Source organism: Paraplanobispora siamensis, from assembly GCF_016863175.1.
GTDB classification, from domain to species: domain Bacteria; phylum Actinomycetota; class Actinomycetes; order Streptosporangiales; family Streptosporangiaceae; genus Planobispora; species Planobispora siamensis.
This window is the reverse complement of record NZ_BOOJ01000034.1, coordinates 23,855-37,159: the sequence shown is the minus strand read 5'-3', so window position 1 is coordinate 37,159 and position 13,305 is coordinate 23,855. Positions and strand designations below refer to the sequence as shown.

At 71.4% G+C, this 13,305-nt stretch carries 12 protein-coding genes; 4 read left to right on the top strand and 8 right to left on the bottom strand.

Annotated elements, in window-relative coordinates:
• Position 1: 1 nt before the first annotated feature.
• Genes Psi01_RS21465 through Psi01_RS21450 form a run of 4 tightly spaced genes read right to left on the bottom strand, consistent with a single transcriptional unit; the run spans position 2 to position 3,736 of the window.
• A complete protein-coding gene (locus Psi01_RS21465) occupies positions 2-1,420 on the bottom strand; it encodes a S41 family peptidase (protein WP_204065862.1) in 1,419 nt (472 codons plus the stop codon).
• Entirely contained in the window at positions 1,417-2,460 is a 1,044-nt protein-coding gene (locus Psi01_RS21460) for an ABC-2 membrane transporter-related protein (protein ID WP_204065861.1), read from the bottom strand. The genes Psi01_RS21465 and Psi01_RS21460 overlap by 4 nt, the downstream gene beginning before the upstream one ends.
• Positions 2,457-3,347: an ABC transporter ATP-binding protein gene (locus tag Psi01_RS21455; protein ID WP_204065860.1), complete on the bottom strand. Its 891-nt coding sequence runs from the start codon at positions 3,345-3,347 to the stop codon at positions 2,457-2,459. Before Psi01_RS21455 ends, Psi01_RS21460 begins: the two co-directional genes overlap by 4 nt.
• Positions 3,344-3,736 carry a GntR family transcriptional regulator gene (locus tag Psi01_RS21450; protein WP_239127905.1) on the bottom strand — a complete coding sequence of 131 codons (393 nt, stop codon included), beginning with the start codon at positions 3,734-3,736 and terminating at the stop codon, positions 3,344-3,346. Before Psi01_RS21450 ends, Psi01_RS21455 begins: the two co-directional genes overlap by 4 nt.
• A gap of 164 nt (positions 3,737-3,900) precedes the next feature.
• Here Psi01_RS21450 and Psi01_RS21445 point away from each other — a divergent pair, with 164 nt between their 5' ends.
• The 4 genes from Psi01_RS21445 to Psi01_RS21430 are packed head-to-tail and all read left to right on the top strand — an operon-like array spanning position 3,901 to position 6,642.
• Positions 3,901-4,527, top strand: coding sequence for a hypothetical protein (locus Psi01_RS21445; RefSeq protein ID WP_204065858.1), 627 nt, complete (start codon positions 3,901-3,903; stop codon positions 4,525-4,527).
• The gene (locus Psi01_RS21440; protein ID WP_204065857.1) at positions 4,524-4,844 is read left to right on the top strand and encodes a transcriptional regulator; all 321 of its coding nucleotides are present in this window, start codon (positions 4,524-4,526) and stop codon (positions 4,842-4,844) included. Before Psi01_RS21445 ends, Psi01_RS21440 begins: the two co-directional genes overlap by 4 nt.
• 29 nt (positions 4,845-4,873) lie before the next feature.
• On the top strand, positions 4,874-5,860 hold the full coding sequence (locus tag Psi01_RS21435; RefSeq protein WP_204065856.1) for an ABC transporter ATP-binding protein: 987 nt from the start codon (positions 4,874-4,876) through the stop codon (positions 5,858-5,860).
• Between the two features lie 44 nt (positions 5,861-5,904).
• A complete protein-coding gene (locus tag Psi01_RS21430) occupies positions 5,905-6,642 on the top strand; it encodes an ABC transporter permease (protein WP_204065855.1) in 738 nt (245 codons plus the stop codon).
• Positions 6,643-6,729: 87 nt separating this feature from the next.
• Here the strand turns inward: Psi01_RS21430 and Psi01_RS21425 are convergent, their stop codons facing one another.
• From Psi01_RS21425 to Psi01_RS21410, 4 genes are all read right to left on the bottom strand, one after another.
• Positions 6,730-8,832, bottom strand: a complete 2,103-nt coding sequence (locus tag Psi01_RS21425; protein WP_204065854.1) for an ATP-binding protein — start codon at positions 8,830-8,832, stop codon at positions 6,730-6,732.
• A 70-nt stretch (positions 8,833-8,902) separates the two neighbouring features.
• The gene (locus Psi01_RS21420) at positions 8,903-9,586 is read right to left on the bottom strand and encodes a GAF and ANTAR domain-containing protein (protein WP_204065853.1); all 684 of its coding nucleotides are present in this window, start codon (positions 9,584-9,586) and stop codon (positions 8,903-8,905) included.
• 373 nt (positions 9,587-9,959) lie between these two features.
• Positions 9,960-11,513, bottom strand: coding sequence for a S1C family serine protease (locus Psi01_RS21415; protein WP_239127904.1), 1,554 nt, complete (start codon positions 11,511-11,513; stop codon positions 9,960-9,962).
• A 189-nt stretch (positions 11,514-11,702) separates the two neighbouring features.
• On the bottom strand, positions 11,703-13,238 hold the full coding sequence (locus Psi01_RS21410) for an acyl-CoA synthetase (protein WP_204065852.1): 1,536 nt from the start codon (positions 13,236-13,238) through the stop codon (positions 11,703-11,705).
• Between the last annotated feature and the right edge of the window lie 67 nt (positions 13,239-13,305).

Genomic DNA, 13,305 nt, shown 5'->3' with positions numbered 1-13,305 from the left:
TTCACTCGTGCAGCAAGGTCAGGGCCTTGGCCAGCGCGGGGTCGCGCCCGGCGGCAGCGTCCTCGGGGGTCGGGGGCACGTGGTGGTCGGGTGGTACGCCGATCCGGTCGATCACCTCTCGGTCGGGCCCGAGGTGGTGCTGGGACGGGAAGCTCAGCAGGGTGTTGTTGCTCAGCAGGTACGACTGCGCCGGGCCGGAGACGACTCCGGCGGTTCTGGTGCCGACCAGCAGGCCCAGGCGCAGGTCCTTGACCGCGGAGCTGAAGTGCTCGCAGGCCGAGGCGCAGCCGCGGTCGGTGAGCACCACCAGCGGCAGGCCGAGCAGCTCGACGGTGTCGTCGGTCCGCATGGTCTCGCACTCGCCGTCCACGGTGCACTGGTAGGCGGTGACCTTGCCGTGGGCGAACGCGCTCACCAGCCGGGTCGCCTCCGTGGGGCTGCCGCCGCCGTTGCCGCGCAGGTCCAGCACGACGCCGGACAGCGTCCGGCCGGTGCGCAGCCTGGAGACGGCCTTGAAAACCCTGGTCGCCGCGTCGGAGGCGAACCCGCGCAGCCGTACATAGGCGATGTCGTCTTCCAGCAGCTCCGATCGCACCACCTGCAGGGCTGCCGGATCCTGCGGGTAGAGGCCGGGCTTGAGCGTCACGGTCCAGCGGTGGCCGGTGCTCTGCCGCAGGAGCCGCAGCCGGGCCGGGCGCGCCTCGGGGTATCGCGGGTAGAGGGCGGCGATCGCGGGGGTGGGCTCGCCGTCGACGAAGGGCGCCGATCCGTTGATCGACTCGATGAGGTCACCCGGGCGCAGCCCGGCGGCCTGGGCGGCGCCGCCCTGCACGGCGGTGACGAACAGCGGGGCTACGGCGGTGCCGGGGTTGGCGTCCACCTGCGGGCCGTTGACGTTCGCCTGGAGGCCCAGGCCGTAGCCGTCGCCGTCGTAGTAGCCGGGCGGCCGTTCGACGTCGTGCGCCCAGCGGGCGTGGTTGTCACCGAGACTGGCCACGACGGCCTCGAGGGTGACGACGGCCAGCTGGTCGCGCAGGTCGGGGACCTGGTCGACGGTCCTGCGGTAGGCGGCCTCGAAGGCGGTCCAGTCGGCTCTGCGGTCACCGGTCAGCGCCGGCATGGTCGCCTCGGGCACGTCGCGCCCGTTGCGGTTGAGCTCCTGCGTCAGGGCGGTGAATCCGGCCGTCAGCAGCGAGCGGGCATCCAGTGTGGCGCCGCTGTAGTAGCGGTCGAGGATGCAGAAGTAGGCCTGCCCGATGACGTCGATCGTGGTGGGCGTCTCCGCCCCGGGGGCCCCCGAAGGCCGCGCGCAGGCCGTACCGGCCGCCGCGCTCGCCTGGCTGCGCGGCGGCGTCGGCGAGGTGCAGGCCGCGGCCAGGAGCAGGGCGAGCCCGGCCGCCGCAGTCCTGGCGGCCTTCATGACAGGCGCCTTCTGATCCACCGGAAGCAGAACCACGTGAGGCCGGCGGTGAACGCGGCGTAGATCCCGGTCTCGATCCACTGCAGGGGCCAGAAGCGCTCGAGGGGCTGGTAGGTCGCCTTCTGCCGGTAGCCGAGCCGGTTGACCTCGGCCGGGCAGCCGTCCGGTGGCCCCGCCGCCGGTGCGCAGGCTCCCGACGTGGTGGAGACCCCCTCGACGCGGCCGTCCTGGCCGCTGGCGGCGATCGTGCGTCCGGACGGATCGACCAGTTCGCTGGACAGGACCCAGGCGCCCGTGTGCCCGGGGATCGCCGCATCTATGCGGATGTCGAAGGTGCCGTCGCGGTTGATACCGAAGCCGTCCGTGTTCTCCCGGCCGAGCTCGAAGGCCGAGGTGACCGGGGGGATCAGGTGGGGCCGGACCAGCAGCGGCATGGCGATCTGGACGGCGGCGAAGAGGACCAGGGTGAGGGCCATCGCGGGCAGGGTGCGGCGTACCAGCATGCCCACGGTCACCCCGAGGGCGAAGGCGAAGGCCGCGTACCCCAGCGGAGCGATCCCGCGCGCGCTGAACACCAGGGGGTCCATCAGCGCGAAGCCGGGCGGGGCGGACTGGTCCAGCGGGCCGGACCACCAGGTCACCGCGATGCCGCTCACTCCCGCGGCGGCGACGGCGAGCAGGCCGGCGAACCCGAGCTTGACCGCCAGCCACCGGGTCCTGGTGATGCTCTGGTTCCACACCAGCAGGTGCGTGCCGGCCTCCAGTTCCCTGGTGATCATCGGCGCCCCCCAGAAGAGCCCGATCATGGCGGGCAGCACCAGCACGACGAGGATGCTGGCCATGAAGGGGATCTGGTAGTCGTCGAACAACTGGTCGTAGAAGCCCGCGCACTCCTCGCCCCGCGTGCAGGAGGCGATCCCGCTGGAGTAGTCGGCGGCCAGCTGTGAGCCGGTCAGGGCCAGGACGGCGACGAGCATCACCAGCAGGGCCGCCGTCATCGTGGCCGAACCGCGGAGCTGGCGCCAGGTCAGCCAGATCATCGCTGCACCTCCAGGGCGACGCGCCGGCTCTCGGCGGGGCGCTTTTCCATGTAGGCCAGGACGAGGTCCTCCAGGCTGAGCTGACCGACCGTCCAGGCGGGGTCGTGGATCGAGGCGTCGGTGCGGATCACGTACGTGCTCTGCCGGTCGGTGTGGCGCGCGGAGACCACGTGCTGGCCTGCGGGGAGCCGGTCGGGGTCGCGGCGCGGGCCGGTGAGCCGGTAGTGGGTGGCCAGCAGCCTTTCGGTCTCCGCGGCGACCGGTACGCGCGAGCCGACGAGCACGATCAGGAAGTCGCAGACCCGTTCCAGGTCGGAGACCAGGTGGGAGGAGAGCACGACGCTGAGCTCGTGCTCGGCGACGGCCTCCATCAGTCCCTGCAGGAACTCGCGGCGGGCCAGCGGATCGAGCGAGGCCACCGGCTCGTCCAGGATCAGCAGCTCGGGCCGCTTGGCCAGGCCCAGGGTCAGGGCGAGCTGGGCGCGTTGACCGCCCGACAGCCTGCCCGCCCGCTGGGCGGGGGCCAGGCCGATCCGCGCGATGCGCTCCCGCGCCATGGCGTCGTCCCAGCGGGGGTTGAGCCGGGCTCCCAGCCGCAGGTGTTCGGCGACGGTCAGCCCCGCGTAGACGGGGGTGTCCTGGGCGACGAACCCGACCTTGGCCAGCTGTGCGGGCGAGCCCCCGGGCCGCCCGCCCAGCACGGTGATGTCACCGGCCGTCGGTTCGAGCTGGCCGGCGGCCAGCTTCAGCAGCGTGGTCTTGCCGGCTCCGTTGGGACCCACCAGCCCGACGACGTGGCCCGCCGGGATGTCGATGGTGCACTCGCGCAGCGCCCAGCGCCTGCCGTACCTCTTGCCCAGTCCCTGGGCCCGTAAGACGGAAGTCACGCTATGTCCTCCTGAGCGGTGGTCCGAAAGGTGGTCATGAAGAGGGCCTCGATGCTCTCCTCGTCGAGCCCGGCCCGGCGGGCCTTGGTCAGCCAGCGCCGCAGCTCCAGCCGGAGCGGGCCGTGCGCGGCCAGCGAGGTGTCGGTGAGCGTCGCCGTCACGAACGTCCCCACCCCCGGCCGGGCGGCGACCAGGCCCTCGTGCTCGAGTTCCCGGTAGGCCTTCAGAACGGTGTTGGGGTTGATCGCCAGTTGCGCGACGACCTCCTTGACGGTCGGCAGCTGATCGCCCTCACGCAGCAGGCCGAGCCGGAGCGCGTGCCGTACCTGCTGGACCAGCTGCAGGTACGGCGAGACTCCGGTCCTCGCATCCAGATGGAACTCGATCACCGGTTCCTCCATTTATCTAATGTCCTAGCACTTTAGATACTTCCATATATGGAGCCGGTAAAGAAACCGGAGACGCCGAACCCTTGAGTTGGCACCGCAGTGTGGTTTACAGTTCAAACCAGAGGTTTGCGATGCAAACTCCTTTGAGTCTTCAAGAGGAACGCATGAACAACGACGATCAGGCACTGAGCCCGGAGGAGATGCTCCGGCTGATCGAGCAGCAGGAGACGGAGACGGTGAGCCGGCTCACGCCCAACCCGGTCCCCCACTACCTGGCGTGGGGTGTGGCCTGGTTCGTCGGGTTCGGCGCCCTCTTCCTGCGCAACGGCCTGTCCGGCAGGCCGTACGTCGAGATCCCCCTCGGGGTCGCGTTGGCGCTGCTGTTCGGGCTGATGACGCTGGCCATGCTGATCAGCGCGATGACGATGTGGCAGCTGGGCAGCCCCGTGCGGGGCGCGTCCCAGCAGCGCGGCACGATGTACGGCTTCTCCTGGTTCTTCGGCTTCTCCGCCATGTGGGTGATCGGCGTCCGGTTCGGCCAGAGCCTGCCCGGCCCGGAGCAGAGCCTGCTGTGGTCGAGCCTGTCGATGATGGTCGTCGCGATCCTGTACATGGCGGGCGGGGCCGTCTGGCTGACCCGGTGGCTGTTCGTCTTCGGCGCGGTGGTCGCGGTGCTCAACACGATCGGCACCGCCGCCGGTCCGGGCTGGCACGCCCTGCTGATATCGGTGGGCGCCGGAGGCGGGTCCATCGTCACCGGGCTCATGCTGCACCGGAGGCTCCGCCGGTGACCCCCGAACTCGACCCGGTGATCCACGCCCAGGCCCGGCTGCGGGTGGTCGCCACGCTCAACACCCTGGCCGATGGCGACCAGATCACCTTCCCCGGGCTGAAGGACCTCCTCGGGATGACGGCGGGCAACCTCTCGGTGCACCTGAGCAAGCTGGAGGAGGCCGGATACGTGGAGATCGTCAAGACCCACAGGGGCCGCACCCCCGTCACCTACGTCGCACTCACCCACCGGGGCCGCGCCGCCTTCGAGGGCTACACCACGGCGATCCGCGAACTGCTGGACACGGCCAGGGCGCCGGCGTCCGAAGAGACCTGACCCCCTTCCGAGAAAGGAAGACCCTTCCGATGGCGGAATCCACCACCGGGTCCACGACGACCTCGATCACGACGACTACCACCTCCCTCGGCCCGGCAGCGGGAACCGCCTCCGGAACGGGAACGGAGGAACGGACCGGTACCCTGGCCCGCGCCGTCGAGGTCACCCGCCGCTACGGGGACGTGCTGGCGTTGGACGGCGTCTCCCTCGACATCCACGCCGGCGAGCTGGTCGGCCTGCTCGGGCCGAACGGCGCGGGCAAGTCCACCCTGATCAACCTGTTCGTCGGACTGCGCAGGCCCACCTCGGGCCGGATGGAGCTGTTCGGCGGCTCCCCCGCCGACGCCGTACGGCGGCGCGGCATCGGCGTCACCCCGCAGGAGACGGGGCTCCCTCCGACGCTGCGGGTCCGCGAGGTCGTCGACTTCACCGCCGCCCACTACCCGCGCAGCATCGAGCGGGGGGCGCTGCTGGAGCGCTTCGGGCTGTCCGGGCTGGAGCGCCGCCAGATCGGCGGGCTGTCCGGCGGGCAGAAGCGGCGCCTGGCCGTGGCGCTGGCCTTCGTCGGCGATCCCCGGCTGGTCTTCCTCGACGAGCCGACCACCGGCCTGGACGTCGAGGCCCGCCGCGGGCTGTGGGACGCCATCAGGGACTTCCACGCCGAGGGCGGGACCGTGGTGCTCACCAGCCACTATCTGGAGGAGATCGAAGCGCTTGCCGAGCGGGTCGTGGTCATCGGGCACGGCCGGGTCCTGGCCGACGGCCCGATCGCGGAGGTGCAGGGCATCGCGGGCGTGCGCCGCGTCGCCCTGACCGGCGGGGACCTGCCCGAGCTGCCCGGCGTCCTGCGCACGGAGCGTGAGGGCGACCGCGTCCACCTGCTCACCACCGACGCCGACGCCCTGGTCCGCCGGCTCGTCCGGGCCGACGTGCCCTTCTCCGACCTGGAGATCCGCCCCACCTCCCTGGAGGAGGCGTTCCTCACCATCACCGCCCGCGCGCCCCGGGACGCCTGAGCCCCGAGACGGCCCGCAGCCCCCGTACGAGAGGACCATCCCCCGTGTCGCTTCTGCTGACCCACACCCGATATCAGTTCCTGGAGACCGTCCGCGTGCCGATCGCGGTCATCGGGAACGGCTTCTTCCCCGCCGCCTCGATGCTCTTCTTCGTGGTGCCCTTCGCCGGCGACGACCCCGTCGGGGCGACGCTGGCCACCGCGTCGATGATGGTCTTCGCGGTGATGTCCAGCGGCCTGTTCACCCACGGCCTGGGGGTCTCCGAGGACCGCTCCCAGCCGTGGGACCCCTACACCCGCACCCTCCCGGCCGGGCCCTGGCCGCGGTTCGGGGCCAGGATCCTCAACGCGCTGGCCATGACGCTCATCGGACTCGTGCCGGTGCTGATCGTGGCCGCGCTGTTCACCGAGGCCACCGTGACGCCCCCGCGGTTCCTGCTGGCCTTCCTCGCCCTGCTGGTCGCCTCGGCCCCGTTCCAGCTCCTGGGACTGTTCATCGGCTACGCCATGCCGCCCAAGGCCGCGATCGCGGTGGTGCAGCTGACCCTGTTCCCCATGGCCGTGGGCGGCGGCCTGCTGACGAGCCCGGTGAACCCCCCGGCCTTCATCGACGCGGTGGCGCCGTTCCTGCCCAGCCGGGGCGCGGTGGAGCTGGTCTGGGCGGCGCTGGGCTACGGCACCCCCGACACGCTGACGCTGGTCATGTTCGGTGTCTGGACCGCGGCCGCCGCCGTCCTGGCCGCGTGGGCCTACCGCCGCGACGAGGGCAACCGTTTCTCCTGACGGTCCCGCGCCCGGCGGCGGGCGGGGCTGCGGTGCTCCGGGACTCCGGGGCACTGCCCGCCGCCGGGCGTACAGGCCCGTGGCGGGTCACCGTACGTCGGGCGCCGTCGAACGGGCGTCGGGACCGCTGATCGCCGAAGCGACGCCCGCGTCGAGATCGATTTCGTATCCGGCCGCGTAGGCGCGCCGGTAGGCCTGCTCCCCCAGGGCCTGCCGGGTGCGGCTCTCGCAGTCACGGCGGGTGGCGGTCCATGCGGGGACGCCGGCCTGCTGCCGGCCGACGGTCTCCCAGACCTGGTAGGACAGGCCGAGCAGGTAGGCGGCGTGCCGGGCCTGGCCGACGGCGAGGGCGGCCGGGCCGAGCATGTCCAGGGCCATGGCGACTCCGAGGTTGTCGTGCATGCGGTACTTGGCCCCGAGCGCCGCCTGGGCGTGGGCCTGGGCGACCAGGGGCCGGCCCAGGCCCAGCTCGGCCTGGGCGCGGAAGACGTCGCCGTAGGCACGCAGCCAGCGCTCGCCATGCCGCTCACAGTCCTGACGCACCCGTTCCAGCAGCGTCACGGCCTCCTCGAACCGGCCGGCGATGATGTGGGCGGCGATCGCGGACAGGTGGTACACGAAGTAGGTCAGGGTGATCTCGTCGGGCATGCGCCCCGACAGCTCCCGGGTCAGAGCCGTGGCCTGCTCCTGGTCACCTCGGATCACCGCGGCGCCCAGCAGCAGGGCCTGCCCGGTCTGCAGTCCGCGGGCGTCATCGAGCTTCTCGGCCTGACGCAGGCACTCCTCGGCCCGCAGCCTTCCGACCTCGCCGTCCCCCTGGGTCGTCGTGAGCAGGCTCGCGGTCGCCAGCGCCCGGACGCGCGCCCGGCTCGCACCGGTGTCGGCGGCCAGCGCCCGCTCCAGGTAGTACCGGCCCTCCTGCACATGGCCGCAGCCGTACCACACGAACCACAGCACGCCCGCCAGCTCCGCCGCGCAATGGTCGTCGGGGATGGTCAGGGCGAACTCCAGGGCGGCGCGCAGGTTGTCCAGCTCGGCGCTCATCCGGTCGAACCAGGCGAGTTGGTCGGGACCGAACCAGGCGGCCTCGCCCTCGGCGGCCAGCGCCCGGTAGTGGTCGCGGTGCCGGCACCGCAGCTCGTGCTCCTGCCCCAGGTGCGCCAGCCAGAAGGCGCCGTACTCGCGCACCGTGTCCAGCATCCTGTAGCGCTCCCCGTCACCGGTCGGCACCCAGGTCAGGATGGACTTGTCGGTCAGGGCGGCCAGCAGCGCCGGGATCCGGTCGGCGGGCAGGTCTGCGTCGGCGCACACCCGCGTCGCCGCGGCCGGGCCGAAGGATCCGGCGAACACCGAGGCCCGGGCCCACAGCAGGCGCTCGGCCGGGCTGCACCACTGGTGGCTCCAGCCGATCGCGGTGCGCAGGCCCTGATGCCAGGGCGGGTCGGCGGAGTAGCCGGCCTCACCGGCGTCCAGCACCGCGAAACGGTCCCCCAGCCGCGTGGCCAGTTGCTGCGGCGACCACTCGCCCAGCCGGGCGGCGGCCAGCTCGATGGCCAGTGGCAGCCCTTCCAGCCGACGGCAGATGCGCACCACGGCCTGCCGGTTGTCCTCGGTGACGGCGAAACCGGGCGCCACGGCGGCGGCCCGCTCGACCAGCAGCGCCACCGCGTCCGCGTCCCCGTCCGCGGTGGCGGGGACCGGCAGCGGTTCCAGGAGGAAGACCTCCTCGGACGGGACGCCCAGCACCCGGCGGCTGGTGGCCAGGATGTGCAGACCCGGCGCGGCGGCCAGCAACCGCTCGGCGACCTCCGCGCACGCCTCGGCCAGGTGCTCGCAGGTGTCCCACACCAGCAGCAGCCGCCGCTCGGCCAGATAGCGGGCCACCACCTCGATCATCGGATCGATGCTCTGGTTCACCAGCAGCAGCGCCTCAGCGATCGCGTACGGCAGCGAGGCGCCCATCTCCAGCGGCGACAGCGTCACCACCCAGGCCCCGTCGGCGAAACCGGGCGTCAGATCGGCGGCGGCCCGCAGCGCCAGGCGGGTCTTGCCCAGCCCGCCCGGCCCGGTCACCGTCACCATCCGGGACCGCTCGCACATGTGCCGCAACCGGTCCAGCTCCGCGCCCCGTCCGATCAGCGTGGTGGCCTCGGCGGGCAGATTGCCCACCGCCCTCCGGTTCACGACCATGATGACCACCTGCCTGGGTTGTTCCGGCGGCTTCCATGGCATCACCGGCACCGGCGGCCCGCAAGCGGAACTACTCCCGGGACGCCGCCGGAACGGTGATCTCCCCCTGCAGCAGGGAGCGGCTGAGCGCGGTCAGCTTGAGATGGTGCGCGCGGGCGTAGTCGCGCATCAGCGCGAAGGCCTGGTCGGGGGTCAGCCGCAGGTGCCCGGCAAGCATGCCCTTGGCCTGCTCGATCAGCACCCGGCTGTTCAGGGCGACCTGCAGCTGCCGGGTGAGGCTCTCGTGGTGGCGCACCGTACGGCGGTGCAACAGGCCGATGGTGGCCGCCTGGGCCAGGTCCTGGGCCTGTTCGACGGCCGGGACGTCCAGCCGGCCCGCGACGGCGCGCAGCAGGCTGAACCCGCCCACGGCCTGCCCCTGCCAGCACAACGGGAAGGCGTGCACCGAGGCGAACCCGGCCGCCAGCGCGACCGGCGCGTAATGCGGCCAGCGCGGGAGGGCGGCCTGCAGGTCCGTACAGCACACCGGTGCGCCGGTCTGGTATGCCTGCAGGCTCGGCCCTTCCTGGTGACGCAGCTGGCTCACCCCCACCATGCGGGCCGACTCGCTGGAGGCGGCCACGATGCTCAGCGGGCCGACCGGGTCGGCCAGGAGCACCACGCATGCGCTCACCCCGGGGACCTCGGCCCCATGACAGGCCAGGTTGTCCAGGTAGTCCATGATGTCGAAGTCTTCGGTCAGAGTGTCAGCCAACTCGACGAAAATCCGACCCACTCGCCGCTCGGGGGGCAATGTCTCCCTCACTCCGTCCACCGCCGCGGAAGCCAATCCTCCCTCCGGCTTCAAGCCTTTCAGAAAAAGTGCCCGCTGAGACGGCGTTAAAGAGTTTCCCCCAGGGAGAGTTGTAGGTGACCCTAACCGAAACGGCCGTTGCGGTCAGCGGAGAGAAGTAAGGCCAGGTGGACCGGGGTGAGAGGGTCGGATTCATTCCAGGACCGGAAAGTTGAATATCCAAGGAATATCCGAGCGGCCCTCCCATCCAGCGGCCGGGGCAGGCGAATGCCGTCACCGGACATGAAGACGCCGCCGGGGTCCGAGTAACCCGGCGGCGCCTCCGCTTGCGGGACTACTGCTCTCCGGTCTTCTCGGTGAGCGTCGCGGTGGCGGTCTCGGTACGGCCGTCGCGGACGTAGGTGAGCGTCACCTGGTCGCCCGGCTTGAGGCTGCGGATCGCGCCGACCACGGTGGCGGAGCCCTCGACCGCGGTGTCGTTGATCTTGGTGATCAGGTCGCCCTGCTTCAGGCCGGCCTGGGCGGCCGGGCTGCCCTCGGTGACCTGCTGGACCAGCGCGCCGCCCGCGTCGCCGACCGCGTCGGCCATGCTCACGCCCAGGAAGGCGTGGGAGACCTTGCCGGTGTCGATGAGCTGCTGGGCGACCTGCCGGGCGGTGTTGATCGGGATGGCGAAGCCGACGCCGATGTTGCCCTCTCCGCCGTTGGTGGCGATGGCGGTGTTGATGCCGATCACCTGTCCGGAGGAGTTGACCAGCGCGCCGCCGGAGTTGCCGGGGTTGATCGCCGCGTCGGTCTGGATGGCCCCGCCGATGGTGGTGGAGGTGCCGCCGCTCTGGCTCTGGTCGCCGCCCCAGCCGGGCGGGAGCTGCTGCTCCTGCCGCTGACCTCCGACGGTCAGCGTGCGGTCGAGGGCGCTGACGATGCCGGAGCTGACCGAGCCCGACAGGCCGAGCGGGCTGCCGATGGCCAGCACGGAGTCGCCGACCTTGAGCTTGTCGCTGTCGCCGAGCGAGGCCTTGGTGAGGCCGGAGACGTTCTCCGCCTTGATGACCGCGAGGTCGGTGGCCGGGTCGGTACCGACGATCTTGGCGGGGGCGGTCTTGCCGTCGCTGAACTTGACGGTGATCTGGGCGCCCTGCCCACCCGCCTCGACGACGTGGTTGTTGGTGAGGATCTGCCCGTCCTCGGACAGGATCACGCCCGAGCCCTCGCTGCCGCCGTTGCCGCTCCTGACCTCGATCGACACGACCGAGGGCTGGACGGCCTCGGCGACGTCGGCGATCGTGGTCACCTGGCCGACCGGGCTGACCACGGGGGCCGAGGAGGAGGTGAGCCTGGCGTCGTCGTCGAAGGCGTTCGCCGCGAAGGCCCCGGCCACCCCGCCACCCACGGCCATGGCGGCCAGCGCGAGCCCGGCGCCCAGCTTCTGCACCGCGCTCAGCCGCATCCGCTGGCCGGGTACGGCGGGCGCCCCCTGCGCCGGGGCCGCGTGCCCGGGGAAGGGCTGCCCTGGGAAGGGCTGCCCGGCGCCGGGCTGTCCGGCCGCGTGCCCGGGAAGGGCGTGCCCGATGACGGGCTGCTCGGCGGTGTGGCCGGGAGCGGCGTGCCCGATGACGGGCTGCTCCGCCGTACGCTCGGCGGACTGCTCGAAGGCGGGCCGCCCGGGGCCGGCCTGCTCCGGAAGCGGGTGAACCAGCGTCGGCTCCGATCCCGCGCTCCGGGACCCCACGTTCTGGGACTCCGCGTTCCGGTCGTCACGGAAGCCCCCGGCCCGGGGCGGCCTCGCGCCGAACTGGCTCCAGCCGTCGTTGTCGGAGACCGGCTCGATCGGAGTGGTCTCCGCGGCCGATGCCGGAGTGATGCCCTGCTCGTTCTTGTCGTCCATGTCATCCCCCATGTCTTACGTCCACCCGTGGACGCCACGGTGACGACCGGTTCCTCCGGTACACACAACGATGCCGGGCACGGCGTAAGAGCTGGTTAAGGGGATGATCGCGATGATCCGCGCCCCCTGACACGGCCTTTATCAGCCGTGGTCAGGGAGCGGCGCGGAAGCCGTACAAAAGCTAAAAAATCATGCTTTCGCGGGCCAGTACTCGTCGCGCAGGAGGCGCTTGTAGAGCTTGCCGGTGGGGTGGCGGGGCAGCTCCTCGCGGAAGTCCACGGACTTGGGGCACTTGTACGGCGCGAGCTGGGACAGACAGTACTCGATCAGCTCGGCCTCCAGCTCCGGGCCGGCCTCGTCCATGGAGAGCGGCTGGACGACGGCCTTGACCTGCTCGCCCATCTCCTCGTCCGGGACGCCGAAGACCGCCACGTCGGCCACCTTGGGGTGGACCGAGAGCACGTTCTCGGCCTCCTGCGGATAGACGTTCACCCCGCCGGAGATGATCATGTAGGAGCGGCGGTCGGTGAGGTAGAGGAAGCCCTCCTCGTCGACGTAGCCGATGTCGCCCAGGGTCGTCCACCCGCGCCCCTGCGGGTCCTGGGAGGCCTTCGTCTTGTCCTCGTCGCCGTGGTAGACGAACCGGGGCCCGTCGGAGAAGTAGACCGTGCCGTGCTCGCGCGGCGGCAGCTCGTTGCCGTCCTCGTCGCAGATGTGCACGACGCCCAGCAGGGGGCGGCCGACCGTGCCCTTGTGCTTGAGCCAGTCCTCGGAGCCGATGTACAGGAAGCCGTTGCCCTCGGTCCCGGCGTAGTACTCGTGGATGATCGGGCCCCACCAGTCGATCATCTGTTCCTTGACCGGGACCGGGCAGGGCGCCGCGGCGTGGATCGCGGAGGTCAGCGAGGACAGGTCGTACTTCGCGCGGGTCTCCTCCGGCAGCTTGAGCATCTTGATGAACATGGTCGGCACCCACTGCGAGTGCGTCACGCCGTACCTCTCGATGAGCGCGAGCGCCTGCTCGGGGTCGAAGCGCTCCATCACCACGATGGTCGCGCCGATCCGCTGGAAGCTCATGCAGTAGCGCAGCGGCGCGGCGTGGTACAGCGGCGCCGGGGACAGGTAGACGCTGTCGGCCGACGGCGCGAACAGGAACTGGATGAGCTGCAGCAGCGGGCCCGGCTCGTCGAGCGGGACCTTGGACAGGGCGGGCTTGACGCCCTTGGGCCGGCCGGTGGTGCCGGAGGAGTAGAGCATGTCCGCGCCCTGGCACTCGTCCTCGATCGGCGTGGCCGGGTGGGCGGCGACCGCCTCCTCGTAGGAGTCGAAGCCGGGGGCGACGCCGTCCAGCATGAGCCGGCGTTCGACCCGGGGGGTGGCCTCGGTGATGGAGGTCGCGACGTCGGCGAGCTTGGCCGAGGAGATGAATATCCGGGCCTCGCAGTTGTCCACGATGTAGGCCAGCTCGTCGGTCTTCAGCCGCGAGCTGATCGCGGTGTAGTACAGGCCCGAGCGGTGCGCCGCCCAGGCCACCGCCAGGAACAGCGGATGGTTCTCCAGCATGAAGGCGATGTGGTCGCCCGGCCGCAGGCCCGCGGCGCGGAACAGGTGGGCGAGACGGTTGGACTCCTCGTCCAGCTCGCGGAAGGTGACGACCCGGCCGGAACCCGCCATGATCACAGCGGGCTTGTCCGGCGAAACTGCTGCGATGGCTCCGGGGTGCATGAAACCGAACGCTACTCGGTTAGCTCTCCGCTGAGAAGTGCCCGCTTACCTCGAGTGACGGCCCCTT

Coding starts and splice junctions, on each gene's coding strand:
- Psi01_RS21465 (WP_204065862.1), bottom strand. CDS start 1,420: ATGAAGGCCGCCAGGACTGCGGCGGCCGGGCTCGCCCTGCTCCTGGCC.
- Psi01_RS21460 (WP_204065861.1), bottom strand. CDS start 2,460: ATGATCTGGCTGACCTGGCGCCAGCTCCGCGGTTCGGCCACGATGACG.
- Psi01_RS21445 (WP_204065858.1), top strand. CDS start 3,901: ATGAACAACGACGATCAGGCACTGAGCCCGGAGGAGATGCTCCGGCTG.
- Psi01_RS21435 (WP_204065856.1), top strand. CDS start 4,874: ATGGCGGAATCCACCACCGGGTCCACGACGACCTCGATCACGACGACT.
- Psi01_RS21425 (WP_204065854.1), bottom strand. CDS start 8,832: ATGGTCGTGAACCGGAGGGCGGTGGGCAATCTGCCCGCCGAGGCCACC.
- Psi01_RS21415 (WP_239127904.1), bottom strand. CDS start 11,513: ATGGACGACAAGAACGAGCAGGGCATCACTCCGGCATCGGCCGCGGAG.
- Psi01_RS21410 (WP_204065852.1), bottom strand. CDS start 13,238: ATGCACCCCGGAGCCATCGCAGCAGTTTCGCCGGACAAGCCCGCTGTG.